Source organism: Roseivirga echinicomitans, assembly GCF_001592935.1.
In the GTDB taxonomy this organism is placed as follows: Bacteria; Bacteroidota; Bacteroidia; order Cytophagales; family Cyclobacteriaceae; genus Roseivirga; species Roseivirga echinicomitans.
In genome coordinates, this window is record NZ_LRDB01000009.1 from 1 (window position 1) to 18,561 (window position 18,561).

21 protein-coding genes are annotated in these 18,561 nt (G+C 40.8%); 13 read left to right on the forward strand and 8 right to left on the reverse strand.

The features are described from left to right. Nucleotides 1-52: 52 nt before the first annotated feature. Both AWN68_RS08400 and mce read right to left on the reverse strand, forming a co-directional pair. Complete coding sequence (locus AWN68_RS08400; protein WP_068414004.1) at nucleotides 53-595, reverse strand: hypothetical protein; 543 nt, start codon at nucleotides 593-595, stop codon at nucleotides 53-55. An 80-nt stretch (nucleotides 596-675) separates the two neighbouring features. Beyond that, entirely contained in the window at nucleotides 676-1,077 is a 402-nt protein-coding gene (gene mce, locus AWN68_RS08405; RefSeq protein ID WP_068414007.1) for a methylmalonyl-CoA epimerase, read from the reverse strand. A 90-nt stretch (nucleotides 1,078-1,167) separates the two neighbouring features. On the opposite strand from mce, the gene AWN68_RS08410 reads away from it, so the two are divergent. The 3 genes from AWN68_RS08410 to AWN68_RS08420 all read left to right on the forward strand — a co-directional run bounded on the left by AWN68_RS08410 (nucleotide 1,168) and on the right by AWN68_RS08420 (nucleotide 2,391). Continuing rightward, complete coding sequence (locus AWN68_RS08410; RefSeq protein ID WP_245657988.1) at nucleotides 1,168-1,605, forward strand: hypothetical protein; 438 nt, start codon at nucleotides 1,168-1,170, stop codon at nucleotides 1,603-1,605. Beyond that, nucleotides 1,605-1,931 (forward strand): HesB/IscA family protein, encoded by a 327-nt coding sequence (locus AWN68_RS08415; RefSeq protein WP_068414010.1) that lies wholly within the window; start codon nucleotides 1,605-1,607, stop codon nucleotides 1,929-1,931. Before AWN68_RS08410 ends, AWN68_RS08415 begins: the two co-directional genes overlap by 1 nt. 118 nt (nucleotides 1,932-2,049) lie before the next feature. After that, nucleotides 2,050-2,391, forward strand: a complete 342-nt coding sequence (locus tag AWN68_RS08420; protein ID WP_068414012.1) for a RidA family protein — start codon at nucleotides 2,050-2,052, stop codon at nucleotides 2,389-2,391. 18 nt (nucleotides 2,392-2,409) lie between these two features. On the opposite strand, the gene AWN68_RS08425 is transcribed toward AWN68_RS08420, so the two are convergent. From AWN68_RS08425 to upp, 5 genes are all read right to left on the reverse strand, one after another. Next, nucleotides 2,410-3,810, reverse strand: a complete 1,401-nt coding sequence (locus AWN68_RS08425) for an MBL fold metallo-hydrolase RNA specificity domain-containing protein (protein WP_068414014.1) — start codon at nucleotides 3,808-3,810, stop codon at nucleotides 2,410-2,412. Between the two features lie 153 nt (nucleotides 3,811-3,963). After that, complete coding sequence (locus AWN68_RS08430) at nucleotides 3,964-5,007, reverse strand: hypothetical protein (protein ID WP_068414019.1); 1,044 nt, start codon at nucleotides 5,005-5,007, stop codon at nucleotides 3,964-3,966. A 197-nt stretch (nucleotides 5,008-5,204) separates the two neighbouring features. Beyond that, nucleotides 5,205-5,657: a hypothetical protein gene (locus tag AWN68_RS08435; RefSeq protein ID WP_068414021.1), complete on the reverse strand. Its 453-nt coding sequence runs from the start codon at nucleotides 5,655-5,657 to the stop codon at nucleotides 5,205-5,207. Next, complete coding sequence (locus tag AWN68_RS08440) at nucleotides 5,657-6,601, reverse strand: calcium/sodium antiporter (protein ID WP_068414024.1); 945 nt, start codon at nucleotides 6,599-6,601, stop codon at nucleotides 5,657-5,659. The genes AWN68_RS08435 and AWN68_RS08440 overlap by 1 nt, the downstream gene beginning before the upstream one ends. 3 nt (nucleotides 6,602-6,604) lie before the next feature. After that, nucleotides 6,605-7,246 carry a uracil phosphoribosyltransferase gene (upp, locus tag AWN68_RS08445; RefSeq protein ID WP_068414027.1) on the reverse strand — a complete coding sequence of 214 codons (642 nt, stop codon included), beginning with the start codon at nucleotides 7,244-7,246 and terminating at the stop codon, nucleotides 6,605-6,607. Between the two features lie 131 nt (nucleotides 7,247-7,377). Here upp and AWN68_RS08450 point away from each other — a divergent pair, with 131 nt between their 5' ends. Next, nucleotides 7,378-8,292: a M20/M25/M40 family metallo-hydrolase gene (locus AWN68_RS08450; protein ID WP_068414029.1), complete on the forward strand. Its 915-nt coding sequence runs from the start codon at nucleotides 7,378-7,380 to the stop codon at nucleotides 8,290-8,292. Nucleotides 8,293-8,309: 17 nt separating this feature from the next. On the opposite strand, the gene AWN68_RS08455 is transcribed toward AWN68_RS08450, so the two are convergent. Further along, nucleotides 8,310-9,503 (reverse strand): 6-bladed beta-propeller, encoded by a 1,194-nt coding sequence (locus tag AWN68_RS08455; RefSeq protein ID WP_068414032.1) that lies wholly within the window; start codon nucleotides 9,501-9,503, stop codon nucleotides 8,310-8,312. Between the two features lie 233 nt (nucleotides 9,504-9,736). Here AWN68_RS08455 and hpt point away from each other — a divergent pair, with 233 nt between their 5' ends. From hpt to AWN68_RS08500, 9 genes are all read left to right on the forward strand, one after another. After that, nucleotides 9,737-10,276 carry a hypoxanthine phosphoribosyltransferase gene (gene hpt / locus AWN68_RS08460; protein WP_068414100.1) on the forward strand — a complete coding sequence of 180 codons (540 nt, stop codon included), beginning with the start codon at nucleotides 9,737-9,739 and terminating at the stop codon, nucleotides 10,274-10,276. Nucleotides 10,277-10,321: 45 nt separating this feature from the next. Further along, entirely contained in the window at nucleotides 10,322-10,900 is a 579-nt protein-coding gene (locus AWN68_RS08465; protein WP_068414035.1) for an adenylate kinase, read from the forward strand. A 126-nt stretch (nucleotides 10,901-11,026) separates the two neighbouring features. Beyond that, nucleotides 11,027-12,028: a GTPase ObgE gene (gene obgE / locus AWN68_RS08470; RefSeq protein WP_068414038.1), complete on the forward strand. Its 1,002-nt coding sequence runs from the start codon at nucleotides 11,027-11,029 to the stop codon at nucleotides 12,026-12,028. Nucleotides 12,029-12,146: 118 nt separating this feature from the next. Next, on the forward strand, nucleotides 12,147-12,773 hold the full coding sequence (locus tag AWN68_RS08475) for a nucleotide exchange factor GrpE (RefSeq protein WP_245657989.1): 627 nt from the start codon (nucleotides 12,147-12,149) through the stop codon (nucleotides 12,771-12,773). Nucleotide 12,774: 1 nt separating this feature from the next. After that, complete coding sequence (gene dnaJ / locus AWN68_RS08480) at nucleotides 12,775-13,899, forward strand: molecular chaperone DnaJ (RefSeq protein ID WP_068414041.1); 1,125 nt, start codon at nucleotides 12,775-12,777, stop codon at nucleotides 13,897-13,899. A gap of 123 nt (nucleotides 13,900-14,022) precedes the next feature. Then, nucleotides 14,023-14,913 (forward strand): hypothetical protein, encoded by an 891-nt coding sequence (locus tag AWN68_RS08485; protein ID WP_068414043.1) that lies wholly within the window; start codon nucleotides 14,023-14,025, stop codon nucleotides 14,911-14,913. 148 nt (nucleotides 14,914-15,061) lie between these two features. Next, on the forward strand, nucleotides 15,062-15,976 hold the full coding sequence (locus AWN68_RS08490) for an ABC transporter ATP-binding protein (protein ID WP_068414044.1): 915 nt from the start codon (nucleotides 15,062-15,064) through the stop codon (nucleotides 15,974-15,976). Continuing rightward, on the forward strand, nucleotides 15,973-17,286 hold the full coding sequence (locus AWN68_RS08495; RefSeq protein WP_068414045.1) for an ABC transporter permease: 1,314 nt from the start codon (nucleotides 15,973-15,975) through the stop codon (nucleotides 17,284-17,286). Before AWN68_RS08490 ends, AWN68_RS08495 begins: the two co-directional genes overlap by 4 nt. Nucleotides 17,287-17,520: 234 nt before the next feature. Further along, on the forward strand, nucleotides 17,521-18,561 hold the full coding sequence (locus AWN68_RS08500; RefSeq protein ID WP_068414048.1) for a hypothetical protein: 1,041 nt from the start codon (nucleotides 17,521-17,523) through the stop codon (nucleotides 18,559-18,561).

An 18,561-nucleotide genomic window follows, 5' to 3' on the forward strand; every position in this document is an offset into this window, starting at 1 on the left:
TAGTCAATTAGGGAAACTTTTGATTGAGGAAAGGGTTTCACAAATGAGCCTATTATTTAACAATCTCGGTTAAAATGAATTTTAACCTTCTTGCTTTAAACTCATCTCTGATTTCGATAATGGGGATAGATTCACTCGCTGTTCGAAAGTACACTCTCACATAACGTTTGGCAAACCAGCGTGCGTATGTCACATAACTAAACTCGACCGAGTCTAAATTTTCAAAACTTATGGTTTTTATTTTTCCGCCAAATTTCTCAACCACTCTATTATTGCAAGTCAACACTCGTTCTTTAAGTTTGAAAACGACACTTACTTCATACTTCAAGATATTGAAATAGCTGTAACTAAGTGCAGAAAAATATAACGCAGAAACAGCAATACTATAGAATGATCTATCATACCATAAAATGGCTAAGACTGGAACAATAATGAAGGCAATAAACATTATATGATGAATAATGCTCTGCTTATCAGACTCTATGCTTAAAGCATTATTATCAAATTGGACAGTAAACTTATCAGAATCTGAAAGACTTCTATCGATAATTTCTCTGATTTTCTTCTCTTGTTTTGAATTTATCCTTCCAATCAAAATAATGGGTAGCAGAAATTTATAATATGAATCAATGGTCTGTCGCCCTTAACCCTTAACCCTTAACTCATAACCAATAACTACCTCAGCTCCTGACAAAGCTCTACCAATACTCCGTTGGTGGATTTGGGATGAAGGAAACAAACGATTTTATTGTCGGCTCCTTTTTTGGGTGTTTCGTTGAGTACGGTGAAACCTTCCGCTTTTAAGCGCGCAATTTCGGCCGCAATGTCTTCCACATCAAAAGCAATATGGTGAATGCCTTCACCTTTCTTTTCGATAAACTTGGCGATTGGGCTGTCGGGGTTAGTGGCTTCCAGTAATTCGATTTTATTGGGCCCTACTTGGAAAAATGAGGTTTTCACTCCTTCTGTCAGCACGTCTTCTATCTTATAATGAGGCTCCCCAAACAACTTGGCAAATAGGGCATTGGAATTATCTAGGTTCTTTACGGCAATGCCGATGTGTTCTATCTTTCGCATAGACTTATTGAATCATTAACTATCTTTGTAAATTAAAGGAAACTTTCGAGGCCTTGTGCCTGTTTCTAATCGAAGTCCAAATTATCGCATTTGGGCAGCATAAAAAAATCAACGCATATGACGGGTGCCGGAACAGATATCCATGTAGAGAGTATTAAGCTTCAACGCGAGATTGAAAGCCATTTGAGTATCAAAGGAAGTGAATTGAGCTTTGAGTTTCAGCAGAGCGAGGGCAAAACCAAACTCGACCTGATTACGATTAGCCCAAGGCACAATCAATCTTTTCTTTTCCAGTCTGTGTTGGGCATTGATAAGCTCGATGCGTTGAGAAAAATGTTGGACTACGTAAAGTCTTACAAAGACAAATACCAGTCTTATACCGTTCAGTGGATTGCGAAGGGTGAAAAAGAATTGCACACCTCGTATTTCAGGGCGGGCAATATGTACGATGCGCTAGATAAATTATATTATGGACGCGACATCAACACAATAACCGTTTTTAGTATAGTACTTAATCCTGTGGCCTAATGATAACTGTAACAGATTCAGCAAAAGATAAAATTTTCGAACTTCGTTCTAAGGAAGGAAAAGCGAATGATAATAACATTAGAGTTTCGGTGCAAGGCGGAGGCTGCTCTGGCCTGATGTATGACCTTGATTTTGATTCTGAAATAAAGGAAAAAGATGAGGTTTTTGAAGACAAAGGCGTGAAAATTCTGGTGGACAGAAAAAGCCTTTTGTACCTATTGGGCACTACCCTTGATTTTTCTGACGGACTGAACGGAAAAGGTTTTCAGTTTGTAAACCCGAACGCTTCGCGCACTTGTGGTTGCGGAGAGAGTTTTTCGGTATAAGCATTCCCAAAATATTGAATTGAAAAGGTGTCTCATAAGGACACCTTTTTTGGTTTATTATCTATAGTTCAAAAAAGATTATATAGCTTAGAATTATAAGTCACAAAAAACATTAGAGATGGAAAGACTGAACAAATCGCACCGAATGAGTCAGATTGTAATGCATGGCGACACCATTTATTTGGCTGGTCAAGTATGCAAAGACGACACGCAAGATATGAAAGGCCAAACCCAAAGTGTATTGGATAAAATAGACGCACATTTGGAAAGCGTGGGTTCTAATAAATCCAAACTGCTGATGGTACAGATTTTTGTTTCCGACATGAGCCTTGTGGGCCAAATGAACGAAGTTTGGGATGCTTGGGTAGACCAAAATGACCCTCCCGCTCGCGCCTGTGTTCAAGCCCCTTTTGCTCGTCCAGAATTATTGGTAGAAATGGTGGCTACAGCTGCGATATAAGACAGCCAAAGCCACTAATTAAATTCCTGTAAAAAGCTCAAAGCTTTCCAAGTATCTTGGAATCATTACGTTTGACCAATGGAGCTCTTCTTTGAGCTTTAAAGCCAGGTGATGGGCGCTTTTCAATTCACCATGCACCACAAAAGTCACTTTTGGCGCTTCTTTAAACTGACCTGCCCAACGCATTAATTCGCTTCTATCGGCATGTGCAGATAATCCATTGATGTGTTCTACATGACATTTAACAGGCACTTCAATACCATAAATGCGAGAAGTAGGCTCTCCTTCTAGAATCCTGCGGCCTCGTGTTCCTTCTGCCTGAAAACCAACAAACAAAAGCGTATCATTTTTTCGTGACAAGCGATTGAACAAGTGATGCATAATTCTTCCACCAGTACACATTCCACTGGCTGAAATAATGATTGCATTCTTTTCTATGCTGTTGATACTCATAGAAGAATCTTGAGTTCTGTAATATTTAAAGCGTGGGTAATCGAAAATGGACTCATGTTCGCCCATCCCTATGCTGAGTTTGTGATCGTCACGGTGAATTTTGTGCAAATTAGTCGCACTAATGGCCATAGGGCTGTCAATATAAACATCGCATGCCGGAATCTGATTGGTGGTTAATAAGCGGTGGAAATAGTAGAGCAGTAATTGGGTTCTGCCTACCGCAAAAGAAGGGATCAGTAAACAGCCTTCATTATCAAATGCAGTTTTAACAATACTGGCCAGCTGCCCTTCAATGTCTTCGGCTACATTGTCCCTGTCGCCATAAGTGGACTCAATAAAAAGGACATCCGCATCATGCATCGCATATGGATCCTTTAACATGGGCTGATTATAACGGCCTAAATCGCCTGAGAATACGATCTTTTTCTGCTGGGTTTCTCCTTGAATGTTAAGCGACACGATGGCCGACCCAAGAATATGACCCGCATCGAAAAAAGTAGCCGTTACGGAATCTAAAACGTTCACTGGTTTTTGATAAGGTATGGGCACCACCATTTCGAGTGCCTTTGTTGCATCTTCTGTATTGAAGAGCGCCAACGGTGGATTGTGTTTAGAATAACCTTTATGTTTGGCAAACTCTGCTTCTTCCTCTTGCAGTTTAGCGGCATCCAAAAGCAAAATTTCTAAAAGCGAAGCGGTGGCTTCCGTGCAGTAAATCGGCCCATTGAAACCTTCGTTTACTATTCTTGGTAGGTAACCCGAATGATCAATATGGGCATGCGTTAGAACAATCGCTTCAATGGTTGTGGCGTCCATCGGGAATTCATCCCAGTTTCTGAGTCTCAACTCTTTTAAACCTTGAAACATACCACAATCGACTAGCAGCTTGCGCTTATCAAGCTCTAACAAATACTTTGAACCAGTAACCGACTGTGCTCCACCTAAAAACTTCAACCTTACGTCCATAACATCAAATTAACAACTCTCAACATCAAACAGCATTAACATTATTCATAATCTCAGATGACATATATCATAAAATACGGCAAAACCCACTGCGTTCATCAGGGCATTCGTCCTCCAAATAAACCACACTAGATTACATCAGCATTTTTAGCATCACTTTTCACCATATAAATCTGGCTTCTTAATCACCATCCAGAGGCTTAGCCTAACGATTTGTCCCATGTTGGTACACTTTAGAAATGCTTTTTCATTGTAGTATTTAGCGAGGTCTTTCCTGAGTTTTTTCACCTGCTCTGGAAAAGCCAGCGTATCTTTAATCATGGCATTGATAAGGTCCAACACCCGATAACGCTCCACCCTAAGTCGGTTGGCGATCAATGAGCGTTCTTCTTTTTGATATTGCTTTACCGTTGCTGGGGTCATGTGCTTAAGTCCCAATTCAATCAGTTCGTTATTCTGTTTGAAATATTGAGGCAGGTAAACGCTTTTTCTGCCTTCATAAGATTGCTGATCAAAATCTATGGCCTTCAGCCTATACGTAACTTCTTCAAAATCTGGCGTTACACTCACTACGAAGTTGCTAGAGTGCATATCGCCCAAAAGCCGAACGAAGCATCTTTCGTTGAACTTTACAAACTCTTTGGCCAGCCTAATCTCGTTAAGCACTTTACTGTGCATGTGGTTTTTGATGAACTCATCTCCTGGAATGCCCACAATATGCTCTTCAATTAAGGTATTTTTATGAACGACATAACTCATTCTGTTGGGTGAAAGCAAATGCTCCAACTCCAGCCCATAAATTCTGGACGCATCCGCATTCTTTACATAGAAATAATCGAAGTTATCGTTGATTTGGTTGACAATGCGCACCCTGAAAGGCTTTGTATTGCCAAAAGCACAGAGGTCTACTCGGTCTACTTTTAAGTGTTCCATCACCCCAACATCTCCATCGGCCATTAGCACAGAGTAAATCTTTTTCAGGGCCAAGTAAATGTCCTTCATGTCGTCTTGTGGATAGAAAACCGTTTCCCAAAGGGTGTCATCGCCTTTAGAATTGTAAAGCGGAATGGCATTGTTATACCGCAGCAAATCATCGTACTGAATGGGCACTTCGATGAGTCTTTTGTAGCGCAAAAGGTAGGCGCGTAGGTCTTCGCTTATTTTAAAGGGAATCTTCTTTTTACTGATCAGGGCCATTGTAATATCTCTTTGCTCTAAGATAGTGATTAGGCTTGAGTAGATAAGGGTTAAGAGTTAAGAGTTAAGAGCTGGAAGTTTAGAGGAAGTTCAGCCGTCTCTAAACCGTCATTGCTTCTTCGCTTAGTCCTTTGCCAGAGACTACGACCAGCGGTGAAAGCTTCAGCGAAGGAGCAATAACGAAAACGTCTTCAATATCACCTCGAACCAACCAAGCCCAGATTAATCAGCCAGTCCACTGAGAATGTCCAGACGACTGACCAAAAAAGACCGAAAATAAACATATAGAAAAAGACCTGTTTGCGGGGAGCGCCAACAGTTGATACCAAAAGAGAACCACCGACTGGAGATAGAATTAGAGGGGTGAGAAAGCAGGTTCCAATAATGCCGTATTTCGTCCATATGCGTACCATTCTTCGGCTCTGCGGTGAAAAATTACCTTTCTTTTTAATGAAAATGGGTAGAATATTCTTTTTGATCTTCTCTCCTAAAAAGGAAAACAGCACTACGCTGGTCATCAAGCCAGCCATGGTGATAATGATAATTTCTAATGGACTCATACCAGCGGCTGGCCCCATCAAAGGCGGAAAAATGGACTTGAGACAAGCCAATAAATAAATTCCAAAATAGGTAAGGGCCTTTTCTAACATTACTTCAATAAGAAAAACACATATAAAAGATACGATGCGATCAGGATAATTCCTGAAGGCGTTCCTAGTCTTTTACGGAAGATCATCAAAGGAAGGATGAGTATTGTAATACCAATCATCCATGGAAAATCAGTGTGGAGAATATCCATATTCACCGAAAGCGGCTTAATGATACTTGTAATCCCTACAATGGAAAGTACATTGAAAATATTTGAGCCTAATAAATTCCCTAAAGCAAGGTCGGTTTCTCCTTTTCGAGCTGCAATTACGGAAGTGAAAAGCTCAGGTAAGCTTGTGCCCAAGGCTAATACCGTAAGCCCAATGACTCGCTGCGATACGCCAAAGTCAACGGCAATTTCTTCAGCGCCTCCTATAAACCAATCGGCTCCGAAGTATAGACAGACAACACCTAAACTTACCTGAAAAATATCTTTAGCAATCCCCCATTTTTCTAGCTGGTCTTTAGGTGCTTCAATGTCAAGTTTGATTTGTTCTTTACGGGTGACGTAAAGCAGTGAACCTAAGTAAATCATCAATAGAATTACGAGAATGGCCCCTTCTATATTTGAAATTAATCCGTTATAGGCAAAAATATAGAGGAGCAAAGACGAGCCTAATGTTACAGGCCAATCTCTCCTTGCGCTGTCTTTTTTTATTGGGATAAAGCCAAAAAGTGCTGCTGTTCCTAATACTAAAGCCAAGTTGGAAATGTTGGAGCCAATTACGTTCCCTAAAGCAAAATCGGGTGCCCCTTTCAGTGCTGAATTCAAGCTGACTAAAAGCTCTGGTGCCGAAGTGCCAAATGCAACTACCGTAAGGCCAACCACCAAGCTACTTACGTTAAAACGCAGGGCTAATTTGGAAGCTCCTTTTACAAGAATTTCACCGCCTATTATAAGGGTAACTAAACCTAAAACAAGAATTAGAATCGTACTCAGAAGCATGAATTAAAGTTTTGACCCGAATGAAAGATCACCCGCATCGCCCAAACCGGGCACTATGTATGATTTATCGTTTAATTTTTCATCTACCGCCCAAGTCCATAACTCGTGCTCGTGCTCGATGTTTCTTTTTAAGTATCCAATTCCCTCTGGTGCGGCAATTACTGAGGCCAAATGAATACTGGAAGGTTTACCGTTTTTCAGAATCTGATTCAAACTGGCCACCAGCGATTTACCAGTAGCCAACATCGGGTCTATTAAAATCAGTGTTTTTCCGTCCAAATTTGGAGCAGCCAAATACTCCAACGCCACTTCTATTTGTTCGGTTCCTTCTTTTCGCCAGGCACCAATAAAACCAGCTTCGGCACGATCAAACACATCCAAGAAGCCATTCATAAAGGGCACCGCAGCCCTTAAGATGGATACTAAAACAATGGAATCGCTTATGGTCTGTTCAGAAGTGATGGCCAGAGGAGTTTGAATTTTTTGCTCTTCAAAATGGAGCGTTTTTGAGATTTCATAGGCCATCAAAGTACCCAGTCGCTGCAGGTTGGTTCTGAAGCGCAACCGATCGTTTTGCACCTCAACATTCCTGAGTTCGGCCAAATAAGTATTGGCAATGCTGTTTGATGTATTGAGTACTCTCATTCAATTTTCAAATTCCTGCAAATTTAAAGGAAACATTCACTCGTTTAAACAATATCGGTTGAAAGGTGAATTTGCATGACAATGCTAGGCTATGACAAAAGACCAACTTAATTTTGGCCAAATTCTCACTTATGGATTTCAAACTGCTTAAAACCCTTTGCCAAATTCATGCGCCTTCTGGAAACGAAGTTGCCATGAAAGAGTTCATCTTAAATTACGTGGAGGTCAATGCTTCTAAATGGAAGACCAAACCGGAAGTAATTTTCGGAGATGAATTTCAAGACTGCGTAATGCTCAAATTCGGTACACCACGTACTGCAATTTTCGCTCACATGGACAGCATTGGTTTTACTGTGCGCTACAACGATCAGTTGGTGGCCATTGGCGGGCCAAAGGCAGAGACTGGATATAAATTGGTAGGAGAAGATTCAATGGGGCCTATTGAGTGCGAATTATTTGAAGATGAAGGGCACCTTTATTACAAATTCCCAAGAGGCATTGAGCGCGGAACAGAACTGGTTTTTGAGTGCGATTTCCGTGAGAATGATGAATATATTCAGTCTTGCTATATGGACAACCGTTTGGGGGTGTTCAATGCATTAAAAGTGGCTGAAACCTTAGAGGACGGAGTAATTGCTTTTGGTTGTTGGGAAGAACATGGAGGAGGAGCAGTGCCCTATTTGGCCAAACACATGTATGAACAATGGGGAGTGAGACAAGCCTTGATTTCAGATATTACTTGGGTAACTGAAGGCATTCCACATGGAGAAGGCGTAGCCATTTCAATGCGCGACAGAAATATTCCGCGTAGAAGTTATATTCAGAAAATCATCAAAATTGCTGAGGAATCAGGTATTGATTTTCAGCTTGAAGTAGAAGGCGCTGGCTCTAGCGATGGCCGCGAACTTCAGCTTTCGCCTTATCCGTTTGATTGGTGTTTTGTTGGCGCACCTGAAGATCATGTACATAGCCCAGACGAGAAAGTACACAAGCACGACATCGATTGCATGATTGCTTTGTACAAAGTGCTGATGGAACAGCTTTAAGTCGGTGAAATAATTTTCTACTTCATTTTAACAAAAAGCAGCATTGAATTTTCATCCCCATTTATGCCTTCCAAAACAGGTTTAAGAATTGGGTGATATTCTATGTCTCTACCTTTGGATGCGTACATGTCGCGATACATTTTGACATATTGTGGCTCTATCGATAGTATAAATTGAGATTCAGTTGCAGCAATAGGGGATAGAGCTTCCTTGCCTGAACCCATGAAATAATCATTGGTCACGTTCTTATTTGAAAGGATTAATTTCCCTGATGTTTTATCAAATAGATTTTGGTAGATTCTCCCACCAAGTGAAAAGCGAAAGAATATATGTTGGTCTGTCTCTATAAAGTTTCTAGGCGGCCCAGCATAACCACTTTCCACTATATATTTTGACCGCCTTTCCACATTCGGTAAATTCTCGAAGAAATCGTCTGGCCTCTTTAAGTTGCCTTCATAATTCACAAGATACTTAGCCCTTACCTCATTGGCTAAAACCGAATAAACGGTGTCGGTGGTAGAATAGGCTAAACGTAGACCTAAACTTGTTTGAGAAAGGGGATGACTGGAACTAGGGACTATTTGCGGTTCATCGGCTAAAAATTTAGTGCCAATAACCTCTTTTTTTATGTAGTCATAAATTTTAAGCTTGAAGTCTCCATATGGATAAGATGATGATTTTATTTCGGTAAATAGAGCTACTACTCCACTGGAAACAATCCCAATGCTGCCTGCAGGAGCTACAAGTTTATGCGTTTCTAGATGATTACCCTCTGAATCAAAAAAGAGAAGGTTATAATGATTATCGAGAATAATTATTCTTGAGTTTTCTCTATCAATGCAAAAATCCCTAATCTTATCATATTCTCCTGGGCCTCCCCCTTGTCTCCCGATATTTCCAATATAGCTTCCATCACTGCTAAAAATGACTAATTTATTTACCGCGTCCCTGTCAAATATGAAGAGCTTTCCGTCATAAATTTCAAGTTTATTAATATCACCTATCAGTGAAGCTTCAATAGTTTCAAGTGCCACAATTGAGTCTATTTCATATAAATCACTAGTGACTAGTTCGGTGTCGGTTAGCGAAATATCAATTCTAATTGGGACGGATGAATCACCTAGTTCTGCGTTGGAATTATTGTTTTTTGATTCTTTACTTCCGCAAGAGCAGAGGAGCAAAACTGGGACTAGTAGAAAAAGTTTTTTCATGTCAAATACTATTTGTGTCTATGAGTTTTAGCACTCGTTTGCTTTCTGCTTTTAGCAATCATAAATTAAAGAATCCTCATAGTAACCAAGTATTTTGTCTGGATCAATACACTTTAGATTAGCGGTTTTCTTGTTCTGGAAACTTTAGTCAAGCAGTTGCTTAAAAATGAAAAGTGATTTTGTCGAGCTTACCTGACCTATGATTTGTTAACTTGCGCCAAAATTTATTACCTGTGGAAACGATCAAGGTTCGAGACAAGGAGTTTGAGGTTTATTTAGACGAAACCAAAATTCAGCAGCGCATTGCTGAAATTGCCCAAGACATTAACGAGGAATACGCGAGCAAGAATCCGCTGTTCATTGGTATTTTGAATGGCTCATTTATGTTTGCCAGTGACTTGATGAAGGCTGTAAATGTGCCTTCAGAAATAGCTTTCATTCGAATGGCGTCCTACAAAGGAATGGAGAGCACTGGGAATGTAAAACAAGTACTCGGGCTGCAAGAGAACGTATTCGGAAGGCATCTAATTTTGCTTGAAGACATTGTTGACTCAGGTTTGACAATGGACGAGGTAATTAAATTTTTTCAGGAAAGAGGACCAAAATCTATTCGGGTAGCAACCTTGTTGTTGAAGCCCGAAAAGCTTGAAAAGGACCTGAAACTGGACTATGTGGGGTTTGAGATCCCTGAAAAATTTGTAGTAGGTTACGGCCTAGATTACAACGGCCATGGCCGAAATCTCAAAGATATTTATCAATTGAAGGAAGCCTAAAAAATTCCTTCACTATATTTGAAGCCTCAAAATCTAATTCTGTAAATGGTTAATATAGTTTTATTCGGCCCTCCAGGAGCGGGGAAAGGTACACAAAGCGAAAACATCATTAAAAAGTACGGGCTGAAGCATATTTCCACCGGAGATTTATTCAGAAAGCATTTAGGAGAAGGCACCGAGTTGGGCAAAAAAGCACAAGGCTTTATGGACAACGGTAAGCTTGTTCCGGATGAAGTGGTCATCGGTATGGTGGGAGAAACCGTGAAGGAATTTAAATCTGCTCCAGGTTTTATTTTCGATGGTTTTCCAAGAACAGTGGCGCAAGCCGAAGCTTTGGATGCGCTTTTAACGAAATATGATACTTCCATTTCTTGCATGGTAATGCTTGAAGTGCCAGTTGAAGAGTTGAAGAAACGCCTGTTGGAAAGAGGCAAAACCTCAGAACGAGCAGACGATCAAAACGAAGAGAAAATTAATGTAAGAATTCAGGAGTACAACAATAAAACTGTACCTGTTGCCGAGTTCTACGCAAAACAAAATAAAATCTGTAAGGTTAACGGAGTAGGCTCTATTGATTCAATTTTCGGACAAATCGAAAAGACAATTGATAAGCAATACGCTTAATCTTCACGGTAAAAATTATTAATTTGAAGATGGTCACTTTCGAGTTGATCATCTTTTTTGTTTTCATAAATACCGTGAGTTGGGTTTAAACTATTCTTTAAATTGAACACACATTAAATACGTACTATGGCCAGTTCCAATTTTATCGATCACGTCAGACTTTATTGCCGATCGGGCAATGGAGGTGCAGGCGCTGTACACATGCGTAGAGAAAAACACGTACCCAAGGGTGGTCCCGATGGTGGTGATGGCGGCCGAGGCGGTCATATCATCTTAAGGGGAAGTACAAACCTTTGGACCTTGCTTCACCTTAGATATCAGAAACACGTTTTCGCAAGTAATGGCGAAGGTGGTTCAGGGCATGGAAGTACGGGGGCCGATGGAAAAGACATTGTTTTGGAGGTGCCATTAGGTACGATTGCACGTGATGCAGAAACCAATGAGATTGTTTGTGAAATCACGGAACACAACGAAGAAATTATACTCGCCAAGGGCGGTAGAGGTGGCTTGGGAAACCAGCACTTCAATACGTCTACCAACCAAACGCCACGCTATGCCCAACCAGGCGAAGCAGGTTTGGACACCATTTTCGTTCTAGAACTTAAGCTTTTGGCTGATGTCGGCTTGGTGGGTTTCCCAAATGCGGGTAAATCAACTTTGCTTTCTGTACTTTCGGCTGCTAAACCAGAAATTGCAGACTATCCATTTACCACACTCGTACCTAATTTAGGCGTGGTGTCTTACCGTGACCATCGCTCGTTTGTTATGGCGGATATTCCCGGAATTATAGAAGGAGCCGCAGACGGAAAAGGCTTGGGCTTGAGGTTTTTGCGTCATATTGAGCGCAATTCTCTGCTGCTATTTTTAGTACCTGCCGATGCCGATGATGTGGCCAAGGAATACGAAATCCTTTTAGGAGAGTTAACCAAGTATAACCCAGAGCTTTTGGACAAAGAGCGCGTTTTGGCCATTTCTAAAACCGATATGTTGGATGAGCAAATGATTGAGGAAATGAAGGCCTTGTTGCCCAAAACCCTGCCTACATTGTTTATTTCATCTGTCGCTCAAATGGGTTTACAAGAGCTGAAAGATCTGCTTTGGAGCAAACTGAATCCTGCTAAATCTTAATTGGAAAGCTGACATTAAGCTCATTCCCTTTTACATCTTATGTCAGAATGACACAAAAGAACGCTTGGCAATATAATTGTAGCCGAGCGTCTGTTTTTAAGGAGGTAAAATGGCGAGAATGAGAAAAATGTTTTCGGCATTTTTAAAAACTGATAAAGAATCGATGAAGAAGAAAAACGAAGCGCAAGAGAACGAAGAAGTAGTAAAGGACAATATTGCTACTGAAGAGACAGAGGCGAATGAGACTACTGAAGCGCAGAATGAAGAAGAAATAGAAGAGCCTATTGAGTTGACTGCCGAGGAAAAGCTAACAATTGAGGTTGCTGAAGCAAAAGACAAATATTTAAGGCTGTATTCTGAATTCGAGAACTTCAGAAGAAGAAACGCCAAAGAGAAGATTGATTTGATCAAAACAGCATCACAGGACTTGATGGCTGATTTGATTCCTACAATAGATGATTTTGAAAGGGCACAACAAGCCAATCAAAAGCAAGAAGATATTGAAGTGATCAAAGAAGGTTTTGAGTTGATTCAAAAGAAATTGCTTAAAACACTTGAAGCCAAGGGGCTTAAATTGATGAAAACGGAAAAGGGAACTGATTTCGATCCAGAACTTCACGAAGCCGTTACTCAATTCCCTGTGGATGATGATAAGCTAAAAGGAAAGATAATAGACACTGTAGAAAAGGGATACTTCTTAGGAGAGAAAGTAGTTCGTTTCGCAAAAGTGGTGATAGGAGCATAAGATGGCAAAAAGAGACTACTACGACATACTAGGGGTAAGTAAAACGGCATCGGACGATGAGCTGAAAAAGGCATATCGTAAAATGGCGATTAAATTTCACCCCGATAAAAACCCAGATAACCCTGAAGCAGAGGACAAGTTCAAAGAAGCTGCCGAGGCCTATGAAATATTGAGCAACGCAGACAAGCGAGCCCAATACGATCGTTTCGGACATGATGGCATGCGCGCTGGTGCTGGCGGTCAGGGTGGCGGCATGAACATGGATGACATCTTCTCTCAATTCGGAGATATCTTTGGTGGAGGAGGCGGAGGTAGTCCTTTCGAAAGCTTTTTTGGAGGAGGCGGAGGCCGAGGAGGTCGTCAACGCAAAGGCTCAAACTTGCGCATAAAGCTTAAGCTTACACTAGTTGAAATTGCCGATGGTGTTGAGAAGAAAATAAAAGTGAACCGTTTGGTAAGTGCCAGCGGAGTTACGTTTAAAACCTGTACTACCTGTGGTGGCTCTGGCCAACAAAAGAAAGTGGTGAATACCATGTTGGGGCAAATGGTTTCGGCCAGTACTTGCTCTACTTGTCACGGTAGCGGTAAAACCATCGATCAACGCCCTCCGGGAGTTGATAGCACTGGTTTAGAAATGAAGGAAGAAATTATTCCGATCAAAATACCAGCAGGTGTAGCCGAAGGAATGCAACTTTCAATGTCGGGTAAAGGTAATATGGCACCAGGTGGTGGCATTGCTGGCGACTTGTTAATTGTCATCGAAGAAAAGGAACACGAAGAACTAAAGAGAGACGGCAACAATGTGTTGTTCGATCTCTATATCAGCTTTACAGATGCGGCTTTGGGTACCAGTATCGAAGTGCCAACCATTGATGGTAAAGTGCGCATCAAGATTGATCCAGGAACTCAAAGTGGAAAAATTCTTCGCTTAAGAGGAAAAGGAATTAAAGATCTTAATGGTTACGGGAAAGGTGACCAGCTTATTCATTTGAATGTGTGGACGCCTAAAAAACTAACCTCAGAAGAACGCGATATGCTTGAGAAATTGAGTAAGTCGGATAACATGATGCCTAAACCAGAAAAAGGTGAAAAAGGCTTTTTTGAAAAGGTAAAAGAGTTTTTCTAGACAGATTTAAAATACAAGTTTATATTTGAGGAGTCGGTGCAAACCGACTCCTTTTTTATTTGTATTGAAAATCAGTAATTTTATATTTTGCAACCCTATTCTCCACAACTCGTATTCAAGTCCATGTATAGGGTAATATTGCTGGCAATTGTAAGTATTGGGATTGCAGACGTAGATGTGTGGGGACAAACAAAAACCCATTTTGCAGTGCAGGATGATATCTCCTGCGAAAAAATCAATTTCTATCTTAAAGCCAGTTCAGGCACTTGTGAAATCCGTACCAGAAATGGTGACACTCCAATTAGTATAATGGGACTGTGTGAGGAAGAGTATGTAACTCCTGAATTTGGTCAGCAAGTGGAAGGGAAAGAACTCAACGCTTGGCTCAACTTAAATGACAGCGGAAAAGAGGGTTTCACAAGTAAGCTCACGAAGATTTTTGGAAAGAAATCCACCGACACTAAAAATTACTGGAACATTTACTTGTCCCACTTCAAACCCTATAACCTCGATTTGAATTACGGGGTAGGGAAAGCATACATAGACTTGTCGAACATTGCGGTGGAGAATATGAAAATCACCTCGGGCAATGCGCATGTTAAAGTAGGTTATCATTCTAAAATGGAAAATCTGATAGAGATGGACACCTTTATGGTGAACGTGGATTTGGGCGATGTTGAAATTGATCGGCTGAATATGGCAAGGGCCAAAACGGTAATTGCCGAAGTGGGCTTTGGAACATTGACCATGAATTTTGACGAAAGCCCGGAGTTGGCCAGTGAGATCTGGGCACGCGTAGGGGCTGGCAGCCTTACCATCAACCTTCCAGCTGAGGAAATACCGATGATGATCCGCATTAAAGACACGTCCTTTAGGAAGCTTAAAATACCAAGTAACTTTGTATCCATTCGTGACAATGTTTATGTGAACCCTTCTTACAAAGAAGATTCTCCAAACCTTTTGACATTCAATATTGACCTCTCTATGGGGAATGTGGTTTTTGCTAAAAACTAACAGGCCGAAGCCTCAAAAATCCACAAATCGACAACATCATCCGCTCAGCAGGTTCTTGACTATATATAGGATTTGAATTTGAATATTGTGTTACATTTAAAGGTGCGTAGTACCGATTAAATTAAAGTATTCACAAAACCACAAAACCTTGAATATACTCGAAGCCAATCACATCTCGAAAAGCTATGCCGAGCATAGAGCTTTGAACGATGTGAGCATAAGCATTCCCAAACAGTCTATTTTTGGCCTACTAGGACCAAACGGAGCTGGGAAGACCACACTCATCAGAATCATCAACCAAATCATCATGGCAGATGAAGGCGAAGTCCTCATTAATGGAGAAAAGCTGAACCCACGTCATGTTGAAATTATTGGTTACTTGCCCGAAGAGCGTGGCCTGTACAAAAAAATGAAAGTAGGCGAGCAGCTTATGTATTTGGCACAGCTGAAAGGCATGTCGAAATCAGAAGCGAAAACCAAAATCAAAAAATGGCTCGACAAGCTTAGCCTTACCGAATGGGCGGGTCAAAAAGTAGAAGACCTTTCAAAGGGGATGGCGCAGAAAATTCAATTCATCGCCACCGTAATCCACGAACCACAGTTGCTAATTTTGGATGAACCGTTCTCAGGTTTCGATCCAGTAAACGCAAACTTGATTAAAGATGAAATTCTTGAATTGAGAGATAAAGGGGCAACTATTATTTTCTCTACCCACAGAATGGAATCTGTAGAGCAGCTTTGTGAGCACATTGCGATGATCAATAAGTCGGAAAAGATTTTGGATGGCACTAAAAAGGAAATCAAGAATTCTTTCCGATCGGATAAATACAAAGTGGAGTACAAAGGAGACTTCTCTGGTTTAGGTGCCGAATATGAATTACTAGACACCAAGCATTTGGAAGACGGTTTTTATGAGGCGATTATTCAATCGAAGAACGGGCATAACCCGAATCATTTGCTCAGTCAGTTAATTGCTAAAACCGAAGTGCATTCGTTTGTAGAAGTCATTCCTTCAGTGAATGATATATTTATTTCAATTGTGGAAGGAGGGAACAAAAGATGAAACAGATATTTTTAGTACTCAAAAGAGAATATACGACAAGGGTAAAGAAGAAGTCATTTTTACTGGCCACCATTCTTATTCCCCTGATTTTCCCAGCCGTTATTTTTGGGATTGTTTATTTAGGTACAAATGATGGCGATTCGTCAAAGGAGGTCTATGTCCTTGATGAAAGTGGTTATTTCCAAGATTCTTTTAGTAATACTGGTTATGCCTATACCTTTCTGTCGAGCAGTTTAGATGAGGCAAAAGAGAAGTTTCAAGAAGATGATGTTTATGGGCTGATCCATATCCCAGAAATTGATCTTGACGATGCTTCTAAAACCCGTTATAGTGATTTCTCTTTTTATTCGAAAACCAACCCTGGCAATCAGGCTATGAAGGATTTTGAGGGAGAAATTAAAAGAAAATTGGAAGCAGTTAAACTAGACAGATCAGGCTTAGACCCCGCTGTGATTAATTCACTCAAGGTAAGTGTTAGTTTGAGTTCGTTCAATTTATCTGAGTCTGGAGAGGCCAAAGAAAGCAATACTGACCTCAGTTCCGCGGTAGGTTATGTTTTCGGCTTCTTGATTTACATGTTCATTTTCATCTATGGTAGCCAGATTATGCAGTCTGTACTTGATGAGAAAACAAGTAGAATTGTAGAGGTAATTGTATCCTCTGTGCGGCCTTTCCAATTGATGATGGGTAAAGTATTGGGCGTTGGTGCTGTTGGTGTTACGCAACTTCTCATTTGGATTGTATTGATGGTTACACTGTTCTCTGTGGGGATTACTGCCCTTGGCGGAAGTGGGATGGAAGCAATGTCTGGACAAATGCCAGCCGGTGTTGATATGACCCAAAACCAAGAAATGGCGGCCAATATTCAGGGAATGTTAGATACCATACCTGTGGCGCAAATTGTTGTTTCTTTCTTGTTTTACTTCTTGGGAGCTTACTTCCTTTATGGGGCACTTTACGCTGCCATTGGTTCCGCTGTGGATAGTATGCAAGATGCTCAGCAGTTTATGTTGCCTATTATGTTGCCTATCATTGTGGGGATTATTTCATTAACATTTGTGCTGCAAGACCCGCATAGCACCATGGCCGTAACTCTATCTATGATTCCATTTACATCGCCCATTGTAATGATGGCCCGATTACCATTTGGAGTACCAACATGGCAACTGCTACTTTCAATGGCCTTCTTAGTGCTAGGTTTTATTGGCACCATCTGGGTGGCAGGAAGAGTCTACCGCGTAGGGATATTGATGTATGGGGCAAAAGTGAACTGGAAGACCATCGCGAAATGGTTTACCATGAAAGTATAACTGAAAAATATAAAGAATAGTGAAAGCCCGATTGCCTTGCAGTCGGGCTTTTTTTATGCGCTTTTCTCTTTGCTGAAGAGACTAATAATGATGACCTATATCATTATTGTCGCTGATGTGTATCAACAACAATCGTGAGCAACTAAATTACATTTATTGTATAAATTGAAACAAAAAACGGCTTTTGAAGAAGTATAAGTTCCTGACATTATTCGACCTAAACAATGTTTTAAGATGACCAAAAGACTCGCCTTCATACTCTTCCCTGTTGTTGGCCTCGTATTTGGCCTGCTGACAGGTTGGTTACGCATTGGTTGGAACATCCCAATGTATGGTTTGGCGGGTTTTCATGGCGTTTTGATGCTCGGTGGTTTTTTAGGTTCACTCATTTGTTTTGAAAAGGCAATAATGATCAAAAAGTCTTGGGCCTATATTGTGCCATTGCTTTCAGGGTTAAGTATTTTTGCCTTTTTGCTAAATCAAGCATCCATTGGGTACTTACTTCAAATTAGCGCCAGTTTTGGCTTGGTTATGATCTATGTGTTGTTGGTAAACTCAACCAAGGGGTATGACATTTTACTCCCTTTAATTGGCGCCATGTGCTGGATGGCTGGAAATGTCTTGCTTTATCAAACCCAGTTCTACCCCACCGTATTCCCATGGTGGATTGCTTTTATTCTTTTTACCATTGTGGGTGAAAGACTGGAGCTGCCATTTTCTTATAAGCACAAAAGGTTACTGTATGTGCTTTTACTAATCACCTTAGTGGGCTTTATGCTACCCTATCATGGCGTTGGTCGAACAGTGACGGCTGCTGGTATGATTTCCATTGCGCTTTGGTTACTGAGGTTCGATTTGACAGGTCCGCTGCTTAAAAAGAAAGGTCATTATTTATACACAGGCCTTACGCTAACTTTTGGCTATGTCTGGCTTTTGATGGCTGCGGTGTTTATGGTTTTTATTACATCAGGTGCCTTTGCTCTAGATGCACTTTTGCATAGCTTCTTTTTGGGCTTTGCTATGTCAATAATTTTCGCCCATGGCTCTATCATGTTTCCAGCGCTCCTGCACAAATCTGGGCCGCGCATTCATCGGATAATTTGGATATGGTTTGGGGTTTTTCAGGCTTCAGTGGCCGCTAGAATTATTGCTGATTTATTAACTATGCCACTCCTTAGAAAGTGGGCAGGAATGGTAAATGGTATAATCATTCTATTTTTCTTGATCACAATGTTTGTGCTTGTTCAAAAAGGCAGAACTTTGGGGCGAAAGTAG